Source organism: Kitasatospora cheerisanensis KCTC 2395 (genome assembly GCF_000696185.1).
Classification (GTDB): domain Bacteria; phylum Actinomycetota; class Actinomycetes; order Streptomycetales; family Streptomycetaceae; genus Kitasatospora; species Kitasatospora cheerisanensis.
In genome coordinates, this window is record NZ_KK853997.1 from 4690462 (window position 1) to 4705336 (window position 14875).

Sequence of the window (14875 nt, forward strand, 5' to 3'; positions counted from 1 at the left end):
CGTTTTCAACAGGGGTGCCGCGGGTGGGCTCAGTCGAAGTTGAGCTTCCCGGTGCGGGTGCGCTTCAGCTCGAAGAAGTCCGGGTAGTTGGCGAGCGCCCGGGCTCCGTCGAAGATGGCGGCGGCCTGCTCGCCGCGCGGGATCGAGTTCAGGACCGGCCCGAAGAACGCCACCCCGTCGATGTGGATGGTCGGCGTGCCGACGTCCTCGCCGACCGGGTCCATGCCCTCGTGGTGGCTCTTGCGCAGCGCCTCGTCCCACTGGTCGCTGTCGCCCGCGGCCAGCAGCTCCGCGGGCAGGCCGACCTCGGCGAGGGACTCGGCGGCGACGACCGGGAAGTCCTTGTTGCCGTCCTTGTGGATGCGGGTGCCCATGGCCGTGTACAGCGCCGGGAGCACCTCCTCGCCGTGCTGCGCCGCCGCGGCGGTGCAGATCCGGGTGAGGGACAGCGAACGGTCCACCAGGTCCCGGTACCAGTCCGGGAGTTCGCGGTTCTCGTTCAGCACGTACAGGCTCATCACGCGGAACCTGAGGTCCAGGTCCCGGAGCTGCTGGACCTCGAGGATCCAGCGGGAGGTGATCCAGGCGAAGGGGCAGGCGGGGTCGAAGTAGAAGTCGACCTTCGCGGTGGTGCTCACGCGGCGTCTCCGGTCTCAACTGCGGCGAAGGACTTGCCTTCTGCCGTCTGACGGTAGTCGGACAGCGAAGCGTACTTCTCGCGCAGCTGCCGCTTCAGGACCTTTCCGGTAACTCCCACCGGGAAGTCCGCGTCGGAGGAGGCGATCTCCAGGAAGCCCAGCTCGGGGTGCCCGGCGGCGCGCAGCGCCTCGTTCGCCCGGACCAGCAGCTTCGCCGGCTCGGCGTCCCCGGCGGCGGTCACCACCGCGACCGGCACCACGGTCTCGCCGTCCCGGCCGGCCACCACCGCGACGTCCTCGACCTCGGGGACCTCCAGCAGCACGACCTCCTCCATGAAGACCGAGTAGCCGGTGCCGTGGGTGGTGTGGATGGCGTCCGCCGCCCGGTCCACCAGGTAGAAGTCGCCGTTCTCGTCCCGGTACGCCATGTCGCCGGGCATCCAGTAGCCGGCCAGCTTGAACGAGTAGGTGGTCGCCGAGTCGCCCCAGTAGCCGGGGGTCACGGCCGGGCCGCGGGCGGCCAGGTGGCCGACCTCGTTCGCGTCGGCCAGGGTGCCGTCGTTGCGCAGGATCGCCACCTCGGCGACGCCGACCGGCTTGCCCGCGCAGCGGTTGGCCGGCTTGGTGTCCAGGGTGTGGATCTGCAGCAGGCAGCCCCAGCCCAGCTCGGTGGTGCCGAGCCGGTCGTAGAACGCCGACGGCGGCAGCTCGGCGCTGCGGTTCGACAGCACCTTGTCGATGTGCGCGCGGTGCACGGCGTCGCCGATCGACACCCACACGTGCACCGAGTCCAGCTGACCCGGCTTCAGCTCGGCCGACGCCAGCTCGGCGTAGCCGTGCGAGAACGACATCACCGAGGTCGGCTTGAACTTCTCCACCGCGGCGGCCAGTTCGTCGCCCTTGCGGTCGCTGAGCGCGACGATCGGGGTGCCGCCCAGCACCGCGTACGTGGTGTACGCGACGCAGCCCAGGTGGGACTGCGGCAGCGCGGTCATCATCAGCGCGCCCGGGGTCTCGGTGTGGTCCACCAGACGGAACTTCGGGCCGGCCACGATGGTGCTGTGGGTGTGGATGGTCGGCTTCGGGCGGCCGGTGGTGCCGGAGGAGTGCAGGATCACCACCGGGTCGTCGGCGTGGTGGTTCCAGAACTGGCCCTCGGCGAGCTTCGCGGCCGGCGGCGCCGGCAGCTCCTCGACGGTGCGGGTCCAGGCGATGGACGGCAGCTGCGCCAGGTCCAGCAGCGCCAGGCGCTCCGCGTCGGCGTACAGGCCGACCGGGGCGGTCTGCTCCAGCAGCGAGTGGGCGATGGGCTGGGTCGCGTTGGAGTTGATCAGCACCGCGACGGCGCCGATCTGGGCGATCGCGTAGTAGTGCACCGAGTACGCGAAGGAGTCCTCGAACCAGACCGCGACCCGGTCGCCGCGCTGCACGCCCTGCGCCAGGTAGTACGCCGACCAGGACTGCGCCAGGTCGTCGATGTCGTTCAGGCTCAGGTCGTGGGTCTCCTCGCCCGAGGTCAGGGTGACCGCCCGGTACGAGTGGACGAACGGCAGCTCCGGGTGCGGGTTGGCGGCGATGGCCGACCGCACCAGGTTGCCGCCGCCGACGGTGGTGTCGGCGGCCAGTTCCGCACGCTGCTCCGGCGTCAGGACAGTCGCGGCGAACGTTGCCATGTGGGGCACCTTCCGAGTCAGAGAGACGTGAACATCCGCGCGCACAGCTCGCGGTAGTGCGGGGCGTGCTCGCCGAGCTGCGCATCCAACTCGCCCAGCAGGGCGGCGAATTCGTGCTCGGATCCGTGTTCCACCAGGTCGGCGACCCGGCGCACGCCGTCGGCCAGTTCCTTGCGCACCGCCGCCGCCTCCGGATTGGCGGCCTGGACGTCCCAGTACACGGCCGGGGCGCCCGAGGTGATCCGGGCGAGCAGCGCGAGCAGCGCGTTGTGCGGGGGAGGGGCGATCTCGCGGATCTTCCCCAGGTCGGCGTCGAGCCGGACCAGCGCCGCGCCGAAGCCGAGCACCGCGGCGTGGGTGAGCGCCTGCGAGGTGCCCGCCAGCCGGTCGTGCTCCGCCTCGTCCAGGCGCACCACGCGGGCGCCCCAGCCGGCCACCAGGTCCAGCAGCGCCCCGACCCGCGGCCCGTCGTTGACCACGACGGCGGCCACCGGCCGGCCCTCGAAGCCCAGCGAGGGCGCGAACATCGGGTTCAGGCCGACCGCCTGCACCCCGGGCAGGTGGGTCCGGACCGCGGCGGTGACCGGCTGCTTCACGGACAGCGTGTCCACCAGCAGGGCGTCCGGGCGCAGGGTCCCGGCCAGGCCGGGCACGGCGGCCAGCGCGACCGCGTCGGGCACCGCCAGCACCACCAGGTCGGCGTGGCCGAGGTCGGCGGCCGCCCGGAAGCCCAGGTCGGTGATGTCGCCGCGGACGTAGTGGGTGCCGGCCGGCTCCGCGCCCGGCTCGACGGTGTCGATCACCGCGACCCGGGCGCCGTCGGCCAGCAGCCGCTCGGCGAACAGCCGCCCGACCGCGCCGGCGCCGCCGACCACCACGCAGCGCCGGATCACGCGGGACCTCCGGCGGGCTCCAGCGCGGTGGCGAGCACCGCGGAGACCACGGCCCGGGACTTCACGGCCGTCTCGGTGTACTCCTCCTCCGGGTCGGACAGCGCGATGATCGCGCCGCCGACGCCGAAGCTGACCCGGTCCTCGGTCGCCACCAGGGTGCGGATGACGATGTTCAGGTCGGCCGCGCCGCTCAGCGAGAACCAGCCGATGGAGCCGGAGTACACGCCGCGCGCGCCCTCCTCCAGCCGGTCGATGATCTCCATGGTGCGCAGCTTCGGCGCGCCGGTCATCGAACCGCCGGGGAACGCCGCCCGCACGCAGGACACCGCCGACTCGCCCTCGCGCAGGGTGCCGCGGATCGTCGACACCAGCTGGTGTACCGGCGCGTACGTCTCCACGTGGAACAGCGCGGGCACGTGCACCGAGCCGACCTCGCAGACCACGTTCAGGTCGTTGCGGATCAGGTCGACGATCATCAGGTTCTCGGCGCGGTCCTTCTCCTGGGAGAGCAGGTCCTCGCGCAGCGCCGCGTCCTCCGCCGGGGTGGCCCCGCGCGGGCGGGTGCCCTTGATCGGCTTGGACTCGGCGACCCGGTCGGTGCCGATCGTCATGAACCGCTCCGGCGAGGCGCTCAGCACCGCGACGCCGGGGAAGTCCAGCAGGGCGCCGTACGGCACCGGCGAGATCTTCCGCAGGTGGGCGTAGGTGCGCAGCGGATCGACGGTGGCTTTCAGGGTGACCGCGTTGGTCAGGCAGACCTCGTAGGTCTCGCCGTTGCGGATCTCCTCCAGGCTCTCGGTGATCCGGTCGAGGTAGGCCTGCTTGTCGAAGCGCTGGTCGACGATCGGGGCGGCGTCCGGGTCGGTCATGCCGACGCCGCGGAAGCCCGTGCCGTCGTCGTCCGGCCCGTCGCCGGCCCGGGGCAGCGCCCGGACGGCGGCCTCGGTGCGGTCCAGCCAGGACAGCGCGGCGGCGTCGTCCGGGCCCTCGGAGAGCGCCAGCAGCCAGGCCGTGCCCTCGGCGTGGTCGAGGGCGAGCAGCCGGTCGGCGAACAGCACCGCGGCGTCCGGGGTCTCCGCCTTGTGCGCGGCCTGCGCGCCGGCCTCGGCCTTCAACTCGTAGCCCAGGTAGCCGACGTAGCCCAGGTTGAACTCGAACGGCAGGCCGTCCGGAGCGGGCACGGCGCGCAGCCGCAGCTGCTCGTCCAGGTAGTCGAAGAAGCCCTGCTGGACCAGCTCGTCGCCCTCGCCGGGCCGGCCGGGCCGGCTGATCCGGACGGCGCCGTCCGGCACCCGGTAGGTGACGTACTCGGCCAGCGGGCCGGAGCCGTCGCCGAGGAAGCTGAACCGGGACAGGCCGTCGATGACGCTGCTGCTGTCCAGCCAGAACGGGGTGGGGCCGTCCGCGAACAGCTCGCGGTAGGCGGCCTCGGCGTCCGGCTCGACGGCCAGGCGGCGGACGTGCACGGTGTAGCGCCCGGAGGTCTCGGCGGTCTCCGCGGTCGCGCCGGCGGCGGTCCCGGCGTGGTGGGCCAGCGCCAGGTCGCGGAAGTTGGCGAGCAGTTCGCGGCCGTACTGGCTGCTGATGGACTCGGGGTGGAACTGGACGCCCCAGATCGGCAGGGTGCGGTGCCGCACGCCCATCACGACGCCGTCCTCGGTCCAGGCGATGGCCTCCAGCACGTCGGGCAGCCGCCCGGCGGCCAGCGAGTGGTAGCGGACCACGTCGTACGGGCTGGGCAGGCCGGCGAAGATGTCGGCGCCGGTGTGGCGCACCGGCCAGATCCGGCCGTGCATCGGCTCCGGCGCGTGGACGACCTCGCCGCCGAACAGGTGGCAGATGCCCTGGTGGCCGAGGCAGACGCCGAGCACCGGCAGGCCGCTCTCCAGGATCGCGCGGCGGCTGATGCCGAAGTCCCGCTCCCGGTCGGGCCGGCCGGGCCCGGGGGAGATCACGATCGCGTCGAAGTCCTCGAAGCGGAGCTCGGAGAAGTCGGCGCCGTTCTTCACCACCGTCGGCGGCCGGCCGTTCACCTCGCCGAGCAGCTGGTAGAGGTTGTAGGTGAACGAGTCGTAGTTGTCGATCAGCAGGGTTCTCACGGGGCGCTCCCGATGACCATGTCCTCCACCCGGCAGGTCTCCTTGATGATCAGGTCGTAGAGCTCGCGCAGGAAGTCCTGGCTGATGCCGTGCTCCTCGCCGAAACGGGCGGCGCGGTCCTGGACGATCCTGATCCGGTGCGGCTGCATCATGCTGACGTCGTTCTCGCGCTTGTAGTGCGCGATTTCCACACAGGTTTCGATGCGGGCCCGCAGTTCTTCGAGAAAACGTACGTCAATGCTGTCGAGCTTTGCCCGCAGCGATTCGAGTCCAGCATCGGCCGGAATGTCCGGCATGGGCTTACCTCCCCCGCTTGCCGCCCCTAATCGAAAGCGCCGGAACTATCTCCCTCGGCGCCCCGCTCACGGCGACGACTCTGCCGCCCGGCCCTGCCCGGGGCCATGGCCGCGATGGTTCGGATCGCCGCAGTGCGCGAAACTCAGGGGTGCACAACAGGACGAAACGGGACAGATGGTTTCGGGTTCGGCCGACTCGGCCGGGCTACCGGACCGTAGTGTCGAACATCCGTCCATCCGGTCCCTTGCCAAAAACGCCGACCTGAACTCATAGTTTCGGACTGTCTGGCGAATGCGGATCCATTCGAACGGGGGACGTCATGGAAATCCTGACCGCGGGCGGTCCGGATACTCCGAAACGCGGGACGGACGAAGTTCCGTGCCTCACCGACCTGCTCGTCGAGCAGGCGCGGATCCGACCCGACGAAATAGCCGTCGAGTACCGGGGCGGCACCCTGACCTTCGCCGGGCTCGCCGAGCGGGCCCGCGCCCTCGCGGGCCGCCTGCGCGCGCTCGGGGTCGGCCGCGACGACTGCGTCGGCGTCTTCCTGGAGCCCTCCGCCGAGCTGCCGGTCGCCGTCTGGGGCGTGCTGTTCGCCGGTGCCGCCTACCTGCCGCTGTCGCCGGACTACCCCGACGAGCGAATCCGCACCATGGCCGAGGACTCCCGCGCCCCCGTGCTGCTCACCACCGGGGCGCTGCGCGACCGGCTCGCCGCCCTCGCCCCGCCCGGCAGCACGATCCTCACCCCGGCCGACACCGGCGACGGACCCTGCCTCGACCCCGCCGAACCGCGGGGCGGCGACCTGGCGTACGTCATCTACACCTCGGGCAGCACCGGCCGGCCCAAGGGCGTCATGGTCGAGCACCGCAGCATCGTCCACCAGATGCGCTGGCTGGCCCGGACGTACGGCCTGGGCCCGGCGACCACCGTGCTGCAGAAGACGCCGATGAGCTTCGACGCCGCCCAGTGGGAGATCCTCGCGCCCTGCGTCGGCGCCCGCATCGTGCTGGCCGCGCCCGGCGCCTACCGCGACCCGGAGACCCTGGTCGACACCCTGGCCCGCCACGAGGTGACGGCCCTGCAGTGCGTGCCGACGCTGCTCCAGGCCCTGCTGGACACCGACCGGCTGCCCGAGGCGAAGGCGCTCAGCCAGGTGTTCTGCGGCGGCGAGGCGCTGCCCCGCCGGCTCGCCCAGCGCTTCGTGGAGACCCTGCCGAAGTGCGAACTGGTCAACCTGTACGGGCCCACCGAGTGCACCATCAACGCCTCCGCCTGCACCGTCGACCCGTCCTCGGTCGCCGACGGCCCGTCAGGAGTGCCGATCGGCAGCCCCGTCGACGGCACCGCCTTCCACCTGCTCGACGAGCAGCTGGCGCCGGTCGCCCCCGGCACCGCCGGCGAACTGTACGTCAGCGGCATCCAGGTGGCCCGCGGCTACCTGCACCGCCCCGACCTGACCGCCGAGCGCTTCCTGCCCAACCCGTTCTCCACCGACCCGGCGCACGCCGTGCTCTACCGCACCGGCGACCTGGTCGTGCAGGCCGACGGCGGCTACCGGTTCGCCGGCCGGGTGGACCGGCAGGTCAAGCTGCGCGGCTACCGGGTCGAACTCGACGAGATCCGGCTCGCCGTCGAGGCCCACGACTGGGTCCGCAACGCCGCCGTGCTGGTCAAGGACGACCCGGCGACCGGCTACCAGAACCTGGTCGCCTGCATCGAACTCAGCCCGCGCGAAGCCGCGTTGATGGACCAGGGCAACCACGACCGGCACCACGTCTCGAAGGCCGGCCGGTTCCAGGTCCGCGCCCAGCTGTCCGACGCCGGCTGTCGCCCCACCGCCGACCTGGCCGGCCGCCGCCGCGTCGACCTGCCCGGCGCCACCCCCACCGCCGAGCAGCGCCGACGCGTGTTCGCCCGCAAGACCTACCGCTTCTACGAGGGCGGCGAGACCCGCCCCGAGGACCTGCTCGCGCTGCTCGCCGCCCGCACCCCGGGCGCCGCCCCGCGCCGCCCCGAACAGCTGGACGCCGCCGAACTCGGCCTGCTGCTGCGCTGGTTCGGCCAGTACGGCAGCGAGGAGCGGCTGCTGCCCAAGTACGGCTACGCCTCGCCCGGCTCGCTGTACGCCACCCAGCTGTACCTGGAGGTCGGCGGCCCGGACGGCTGCGCGGGCCTCGCCCCCGGCCACTGGTACTACCACCCGGTCGAGCACCGGCTGTACCTGATCGAGGCCGCCGACGGGCGCGGCAGCGGCCCCGGCATCCGGTTCCACTTCCTCGGCCACCGGCAGGCCATCGAGCCGGTGTACCGCAACAACGTCCAGGAAGTGCTGGAGATCGAGGCCGGCCACATGGTCGGCCTGCTGGAGGAGGTGCTGCCCGGCCACGGCCTGGACGTCGCCCCCGCCCCCTTCCGCCCCGAGACGGCCCGGCTGCTGCACGCCGCCGAGGACGACCACTACCTGGGCGCCTTCGACCTGGTCCCGTTCGACCCCGCCCGGCCCGAGATCCCGGTCGACCTGTACCTCCAGGTCCACCCCGGCCGAATACCCGGTCTGATCGCCGGTCAGTACCGGTACCAGGACGGCGCACTGGAGCGGATCGCCGACGAACTGGTGCTCAAGCGCCACGTCATCGCCATCAACCAGCGGGTGTACGAACGCGCCGCGTTCGGCATCACCGTGGTCGGCCGCGAACCCGAGACCTGGCGCTCGTACCTGGACCTCGGCCGCAAGCTCCAGCAACTCCAGCTGAACGGCCTCGGCTTCGGCTTCATGGCCTCCGGCTACAGCTCGAAGACCGGCAACGACCTGCCCGCCGCCAAGCGGATGGCCGCCGTGCTGGGCGCCGCCGGGCAGCCCGTCGGGCCCTCGTACTTCTTCGTCGGCGGCCGGGTCAGCGAGGAGCAGCTCGCCCACGAAGGCATGTACGAGGACAGCGTCCACATGCAGGGGCCGGCCGAGATGATCCGCGCCGACCTGGTCGAGCTGCTGCCCGACTACATGGTGCCCAACCGGCTGGTGGTGCTGGACCGGCTGCCGCTGACCGCCAACGGCAAGGTCGACCTGCGGGCCCTGGAAGCCTCCCCGGAGACCGACTTCACCGCCGCCGAGCGCCCGTTCGTCGCCCCCGCACCACCACCGAACGCCTGGTCCGCGAACTCTGGCAGACCATGATGGGACGTCAGTCCGCCTCCGTGCAGGACGACTTCTTCGAGTCCGGCGGCAACTCGCTGATCGCCGTCGGCCTGGTGCACCGGATCAACCGGGAGTTCGGCTGCGCCCTGCCGCTCCAGGTGCTGTTCGAGTGCCCGACCGTCGAGGAGCTGGCCGCCCGGGTCGACGGGCAGCGCGGCGCCTCCTCCTCCCGGCTGGTCCCGCTCGGCGCCGCCCGCACCGGCCGCCCCGTCTACTGCTGGCCCGGCCTCGGCGGCTACCCGATGAACCTCCGCCCGCTGGCCCGCCGGCTGGACGGCGACCGCCCCTACCTCGGCGTCCAGGCACACGGCATCAACGCCGGCGAGCAGCCGTACGCCACCATCGCCGAGATGGCCGCCGAGGACGTCAAGGCCATCACCGCCCGCCAGCCCGAAGGCCCCTACACGCTGTGGGGCTACTCCTTCGGCGCCCGGGTCGCCTTCGAGACCGCCCACCAGCTGGAGGCCGCCGGCCACCAGGTCGACCAGCTGCTGCTGATCGCCCCCGGCTCGCCGAAGCTGCGCACCCCCACCACCGGCCTGGCCTCGTACGACGACCCGTCCTACCTGACCATCCTGTTCTCGGTCTTCACCGGCACCGTCACCGGTCCCGAACTGGAGGCCTGCCTGCGCGCCACCACCGACGAGGAGAGCTTCGTCGCGCACCTGGTCGAGCACGTCGACGGCCTGGACCGCGACCTGGTCGAGCGGATCACCGCCGTGGTCCGGGAGACCTACGAGTTCAACTACACCTTCGCCGAACTGCGCACCAGGACCGTCCGGGCGCCCGTCACCGTCCTCAAGGCCGACGGCGACGACTACTCCTTCCTGGAGGGCAGCACCGGCTGGTCGACCACCCCGCCGAGGATCCGCCAACTGTCGGGCGACCACTACGGGTTGCTCCGCGAACCCGGCGTCGCCGAACTCGCCGACGCCATCACCGACCGCAGCTGAGGAGAACCGCCGTGCCGCACGTCAACATCAAGCACTTCCCGACCCCGGTCGACGCCGAGCAGTCGGCCCGCCTGGTCGCCGCGATCACCGCCGCCCTGCAGGAGAACCTCGGCTGCACCGAGGACGCCGTCTCCATCGCCCTGGAGCCCGTCGACCCGGACCAGTGGAACGAGCGCGTGTACCAGCCGGAGATCGTGCAGCGCGCCGAACTGCTGCACAAGCAGCCCAACTACTAGCCCCCATTGCGTTCCGAACGGCGACGGCCCGCCGCGGCCGGAAGTCCCGCGCGGGGCGGGCACTTCGGGGCGGGCGGGCCGGTCGGAGGAGGGGGGGTCAGCCGCGGCGGGGCTCCCAGCGGAGGAAGCGGCGGGAGAGGGCCGCGGCGGCGGCCAGCCAGGCGGCCACCAGCAGCAGGGACGGGGCGGCGGACGCCCAGCCGTGCAGCAGGTCCAGCTCGGGCAGCGGGCCGCCGACCCAGCTCTCCGCGCCGAACTCGCGGCCGAACCAGGCGGTGCGCAGCCCCCGGACCACCGGCGACAGCGGCAGCGCCGAGGACGGGCCGTGCAGCCAGCCGGGCAGCGCGGAGACCGGGGTGAACACGCCCGCCCCGAACATGCACAGCACCAGCACCGGGGTCGCCACCAGCGGCGCCGTCTCGGCGGACGGGGTCAGCCCGGACAGCGCCACCGCCAGCACCGAGAACAGCAGGTAGCCGCCCAGCAGGGTGAGCAGCAGCAGGCCCGGATCGGCGGGCAGCGGCGCGCCGAACCAGCCCACCGCGACCCCGCCCAGCACCAGCGCCTGGATCAGCACCACCACCGCGCCCACGCCCAACTGCCCCGCGAAGACGGCACTCGGCGGGCACTCGGTACCGCGCAGCCGCTTCAGCACCAGCTCCTCGCGGCGCGCCACCACGCTGCCCAGCAGGTTGACGAACGAGGTCACCAGTGCCAGCCCGAGCAGCCCCACCGCCACGTACCCGGCCGCGTTCACCCCGCCGATCTCCTGGTTCCGCAGCGGCGCGGCGATCACCAGGTTGAGCAGCACCGGCAGCAGGAACCCGATGAAGGTGGAGCGCCGGTTGCGCCAGAACACCTTCCAGGACAGGCCGAACTGGCCCTTGGCGTACCTGAACCAGCTCATCGGGAGGCTCCCTCGGGGACGGCGCGGGCGGCGCGCCCGGTGCGGTCGGTGTGCTCGGTGTGCCCGCGGTCGGAGTCGACGGCGCGGTCGGCGTGCTCGGCCGTGTGGTCACGGTGGTGGGCGGCCAGGTCGAGGAAGACGTCCTCCAGCGAGCTGGAGCGCACCTCCAGGCCGTCCAGTTCGATGCCCTGCGCCGCCGCCCAGGCGTGCAGCGCGGCCAGCGCGGGCGCCGAGCGCGGCACCCGGTACACCGCCCGGCCGTCGGCCAAGGACGGGGCGGCGCCGGTCAGTTCGGGGAGGGCGGCGAGCGGGCGGCCGGGCGGCAGCGGCAGAGTGATCAGGTCGCCGCGGCCGGACAGCACCTCGCCGACGGTGCCGGCGGCGGCGATCAGGCCGCGGTCCATGATGGCCACCCGGTCGGCCAACTGCTGGGCCTCCTCCAGGTAGTGGGTGGTCAGCACCACCGCGGTGCCGGCCGCGCGCAGCTCCTCGACCAGCCGCCAGGTGGTCCGGCGGGCCTCCGGGTCCAGGCCGGTGGTCGGCTCGTCCAGGAACAGCAGCTCCGGGTCGTTCAGCACCGCCAGCGCCAGGTCCAGCCGGCGGCGCTCGCCGCCGGACAGCTGGCCGACCCGGGTGCCGGCCTTCGGCTCCAGGGCGACCCGGGCCAGCACCTCGGCGGTGGGCCGGGCCCCGCTGGTGAAGGTCCGCCAGCAGTCGACCGTCTCCCGGACCGTCAGCTCCTTGAAGAACCCGCCCTCCTGGAGCATCGTGCCGGTCCGCCGGCGCACCCGGGCGCCCGCCGTGAACGGGTCCAGGCCGAACACCCGGACGCTGCCGGAGGTCGGCGGGTGGTAGCCCTCCAGCACCTCCAGGGTGGTGGTCTTGCCCGCACCGTTGGTGCCGAGCAGGGCGAGGAGTTCGCCGCGGGCGAGGGAGAAGGAGATGCCGCGCACCGCCTCGTAGTCGCCGTAACTGCGCCGCAGATCCACTACCTCCACGGCCGGGGAATTCTCGGAAAGAGGTGTCATGAATGCAGCGTGACGGGTGCGTGCGAGGATCTGCAAGCAGCACATCGCCGCAGGTCGGAGTATGTGCAAAATGTCATCCGGGGCGATGACATTTACGCTCCGGCGGAACTGACATCTCCTACTGCACGGATATTCGGAACCCGGTCATAGTTGAGACATCGCCGAGAGCGGAACCGGAGAAAAGCGAAACCGGGAAAGCAGGAGGCGAGCGAGAACCGAGGCGGCCGACCCGAACCGCGGGCCGGCGCCCCGAGACCGAGGGAGATTCCCATGGCTGAGAACCAGATCAACAAGGACGAGCAGTTCGACATCGAGGTCGAGGAGCTGGACACCGTCAACGGCGGCGTCTCCGTCTCCTCGCTGCTCTCCGCCGCCTGCCCGGTGTCGAGCTTCAGCTCCGTGTCGAACTCCGTCGCCGAGGTCGCGGCCGAGTAATTCGGGTCCTGTGCGGGGGTGGTCCGTTCCGGCGGCCCACCCCCGCACCCCACCCGGCCCCAACGCCGTTGCCCCACCGTCGGATTGAAGGAGAGCCGGGCATGGACAGCCTCCGGCACGAGCTGACGCGGTTCATCCAGCAGCCCACCGCGCAGCAGGACCCACCCGCGCTCTACCGCAGGCTGCTGGCCGAGGCGCCCGTCCTGGACCTCGGCCCGCTGTACGTGGTCTCCGGGCACCAGGAGATCCTCACCGTCCTGATGAACCCCGGCACCACCGTCGACCCGACCACCGTCGGACTGCCCCGGGCCGGCAACACCGCCCTGCTCAAGGTGGTCAACCGGATGCTGCCGATGCGCGACGGCGCCGACCACACCCGGCTCAAGCGGCTCGCCACCGCCGCGTTCAGCCACCGCCGGCTGGAGCAGATGCGCGAGCGGATCGAGACCACCGCCGCCCGGCTGCTCGCCCCGCTGGTCGCCGCCGGCTCGTTCGAGCTGGTCGCCGACCTCGCCGTGCCGCTGCCGGTCGCGGTCTCCTGCGCCGTCCTGGACGTCCCCGACGCGGAGCACGACCGGATCACCGGCTGGGCCTCGCTGGTCGCCCGCTCGCTGCTCGATCCCTTCGGCAACGGGCCGGAAGCCGCCGCACTCGACGCCGAGTTCGCCGAATTCCGCAGGTACGTCGAGGAGTTGTGCGCGGAACGGACCGCCCGCCCCGGCGACGACCTGATCTCCCGGCTGACCGCCGCCCGCGGCGAGGGCCGGCTCGACACCGAGGAGCTGCTCGCCTTCGTGGTCATGCTGCTGGCCAACGGCCTGGAGACGCTCACCTCCGGACTCGCCGTCGCCGCCTGGGAGTTGATCCGCACTCCCGGCCTGGCCGCGCGCGTCCGCACCGAACCCGCCCTGGCCGCGGCCGTGTTCGACGAGGCCCAGCGCCTCGGCAGCCCCGTCCGGGCCAGCGCCCGCGCACTCACCCGCGAGGTCGTCCTCGGCGACACGGCCGTCCCGGCGGGCAGCGTCGCCATGCTGCTGTACGCCGCCGCCAACCGCGACCCGCGGCGCTTCGCCGACCCCGACCGCTTCGACCCCGACCGCCCCGAGCGCCAGCACCTCGCCTTCGGCCACGGCCCGCACCACTGCCTCGGCGCCCCGCTCTCGCTGATCGCCGGCGCCGCCGTCCTGCGCGGCCTCGCCGAGGCCGACGCCGCACGCCACGTGAGCACCACCCTGACCGAGGCCACCGCCCGCCACCGCGACCAGTTCGCCTTCGGCGGCATCCGCGAACTCCCGGTCGACTGCCCGCCGCGCCACACCCTCGTGGGGGCCGCGGCATGAGCGCCACGACCGAGCACCGGGCAGGCCCGGGCCGCGACGCGACGGCCGACGTCGGCTGGAACCCGAGCCGGCACGAGGAGACGCGCGAGGAGGACGCGGCCGAGCCGGCGCAGGGCGACGAAGACGGGCCGGAGGGCGGCGAGGAGAGCGGCCCGACGGAGCGCCAGGAGGACCACGACGCGGAGGAGGGCGGCGAGGACGCGGCCGGACCCGAGCAGGACGCCGAGGGGGAGCCGGAGGCAAGCAACATGACGGAGCGTCAGGACGGCGCGGGGAGCGCCGGCCGGACGCAGGCCGTCGCCGTCGCCGCCGCGCGGGCCGCCGCCGTGCTGGAGCCCGGGCTCGACCAGCCGGTGCGGGTGCTCGGCGCGCGGCTGTGGCTGGCCGGCGCCGCGCTGCTGCTGGCCGTCGGCGCGGGCGCGGGCTGGGCGGTGTGGGGCACCCTGCCGAACACCATGACGGTGCACGCCGTCGTCGCCCACGGCCCCGCGCCGGTACGGGTCTCCGCCGAGCGGGCCGGCAGCGTGCTCGCGTTCCGGGTGGCCCGGGCGAGCCGGTGACGGCCGGTCAGGTGCTGGCGCAGCTGGCCGGCCCCGACGGCACCACCGAGCTGACCGCCCCCGCCGCCGGCACCGTCAGCGCCCTGCTGACCGCGCCCGGCACCCCACTCGCGCCCGGCGCACCGGTGCTGGCCCTGGACCCGGCCGACGCGCCGGCCACCGTCCGGCTGCTGCTCGCCGACCCGGCGGACGCCGCGCGGCTGGCCCCCGGCCAGTCCGTGCTGGTGCCGACCCCCGGCGGGGGAGCGGTGCACGCGGTGGTCGAGCGGATCGACCCGCTCCCCGTCCGCGCCGACACCCTCGACGGCACCCTGCCGGTGGCCGTCCCCGGCCTGCCCGCCGGCTCCGCCCCCGTCCGGGTGGCGTACGCCCGGCTGCCGCAGGACGTCCGGGTGGCCGGCCCGCTGGCCCTGGACGTCCGGGTCGACCTCGGCAGCCGCCACCCGTACCAGGCCGTGCTCGGAAAGGAGGCCGGGCGATGAGGCCCAGCCCGCTCGGAACGGCGGAACGCCCGACCGTTCCCACCGATCGGTCCGCCGGTCGCACCGGGCCCGAACCGGCGCCCGGCCCGCCGAAGGCCGCCCCGCCCGCGGCCGCCGAGGGGTCGACGGCCAAGC

14 protein-coding genes are annotated in these 14875 nt (G+C 73.3%); 7 read left to right on the plus strand and 7 right to left on the minus strand.

Features of this window, described 5'->3' with window-relative positions; genetic code table 11:
* Nucleotides 1–29 precede the first annotated feature (29 nt).
* From KCH_RS21370 to KCH_RS21390, 5 genes are read right to left on the minus strand one after another with little or no spacing between them, the layout of a single operon-like run.
* On the minus strand, nucleotides 30–638 hold the full coding sequence (locus KCH_RS21370; protein ID WP_035865233.1) for a mycothiol-dependent nitroreductase Rv2466c family protein: 609 nt from the start codon (nucleotides 636–638) through the stop codon (nucleotides 30–32).
* Nucleotides 635–2311: a class I adenylate-forming enzyme family protein gene (locus KCH_RS21375; RefSeq protein ID WP_035865235.1), complete on the minus strand. Its 1677-nt coding sequence runs from the start codon at nucleotides 2309–2311 to the stop codon at nucleotides 635–637. The genes KCH_RS21370 and KCH_RS21375 overlap by 4 nt, the downstream gene beginning before the upstream one ends.
* 17 nt (nucleotides 2312–2328) lie before the next feature.
* The gene (locus KCH_RS21380) at nucleotides 2329–3204 is read right to left on the minus strand and encodes a prephenate dehydrogenase/arogenate dehydrogenase family protein (protein ID WP_035865237.1); all 876 of its coding nucleotides are present in this window, start codon (nucleotides 3202–3204) and stop codon (nucleotides 2329–2331) included.
* Nucleotides 3201–5303: an aminodeoxychorismate synthase component I gene (gene pabB, locus KCH_RS21385; RefSeq protein ID WP_035865239.1), complete on the minus strand. Its 2103-nt coding sequence runs from the start codon at nucleotides 5301–5303 to the stop codon at nucleotides 3201–3203. The genes KCH_RS21380 and pabB overlap by 4 nt, the downstream gene beginning before the upstream one ends.
* Nucleotides 5300–5599 (minus strand): chorismate mutase family protein, encoded by a 300-nt coding sequence (locus KCH_RS21390; RefSeq protein ID WP_035865242.1) that lies wholly within the window; start codon nucleotides 5597–5599, stop codon nucleotides 5300–5302. The genes pabB and KCH_RS21390 overlap by 4 nt, the downstream gene beginning before the upstream one ends.
* A 320-nt stretch (nucleotides 5600–5919) precedes the next feature.
* On the opposite strand from KCH_RS21390, the gene KCH_RS21395 reads away from it, so the two are divergent.
* Genes KCH_RS21395 through KCH_RS21400 form a run of 3 tightly spaced genes read left to right on the plus strand, consistent with a single transcriptional unit; the run spans nucleotide 5920 to nucleotide 9988 of the window.
* Entirely contained in the window at nucleotides 5920–8778 is a 2859-nt protein-coding gene (locus KCH_RS21395) for an amino acid adenylation domain-containing protein (RefSeq protein ID WP_244305389.1), read from the plus strand.
* Entirely contained in the window at nucleotides 8775–9752 is a 978-nt protein-coding gene (locus tag KCH_RS44745; RefSeq protein WP_244305390.1) for a thioesterase domain-containing protein, read from the plus strand. The genes KCH_RS21395 and KCH_RS44745 overlap by 4 nt, the downstream gene beginning before the upstream one ends.
* An 11-nt stretch (nucleotides 9753–9763) precedes the next feature.
* A complete protein-coding gene (locus KCH_RS21400; protein ID WP_035865244.1) occupies nucleotides 9764–9988 on the plus strand; it encodes a tautomerase family protein in 225 nt (74 codons plus the stop codon).
* Nucleotides 9989–10085: 97 nt separating this feature from the next.
* On the opposite strand, the gene KCH_RS21405 is transcribed toward KCH_RS21400, so the two are convergent.
* Both KCH_RS21405 and KCH_RS21410 read right to left on the minus strand, forming a co-directional pair.
* The gene (locus tag KCH_RS21405; protein ID WP_035865247.1) at nucleotides 10086–10895 is read right to left on the minus strand and encodes an ABC transporter permease; all 810 of its coding nucleotides are present in this window, start codon (nucleotides 10893–10895) and stop codon (nucleotides 10086–10088) included.
* Nucleotides 10892–11923, minus strand: coding sequence for an ABC transporter ATP-binding protein (locus KCH_RS21410; protein ID WP_084223817.1), 1032 nt, complete (start codon nucleotides 11921–11923; stop codon nucleotides 10892–10894). The genes KCH_RS21405 and KCH_RS21410 overlap by 4 nt, the downstream gene beginning before the upstream one ends.
* Before the next feature lie 270 nt (nucleotides 11924–12193).
* On the opposite strand from KCH_RS21410, the gene KCH_RS41570 reads away from it, so the two are divergent.
* The 4 genes from KCH_RS41570 (at nucleotide 12194) to KCH_RS39910 (ending at nucleotide 14740) form a co-directional block, all read left to right on the plus strand.
* Nucleotides 12194–12358 (plus strand): hypothetical protein, encoded by a 165-nt coding sequence (locus KCH_RS41570; protein ID WP_157032145.1) that lies wholly within the window; start codon nucleotides 12194–12196, stop codon nucleotides 12356–12358.
* Nucleotides 12359–12459: 101 nt separating this feature from the next.
* Nucleotides 12460–13698, plus strand: coding sequence for a cytochrome P450 (locus tag KCH_RS21415; RefSeq protein WP_051653300.1), 1239 nt, complete (start codon nucleotides 12460–12462; stop codon nucleotides 13696–13698).
* Nucleotides 13695–14258: a hypothetical protein gene (locus KCH_RS42635; protein ID WP_035865249.1), complete on the plus strand. Its 564-nt coding sequence runs from the start codon at nucleotides 13695–13697 to the stop codon at nucleotides 14256–14258. Before KCH_RS21415 ends, KCH_RS42635 begins: the two co-directional genes overlap by 4 nt.
* Nucleotides 14255–14740, plus strand: coding sequence for an HlyD family secretion protein (locus tag KCH_RS39910; protein ID WP_035865252.1), 486 nt, complete (start codon nucleotides 14255–14257; stop codon nucleotides 14738–14740). The genes KCH_RS42635 and KCH_RS39910 overlap by 4 nt, the downstream gene beginning before the upstream one ends.
* The last annotated feature ends 135 nt before the right edge of the window (nucleotides 14741–14875 follow it).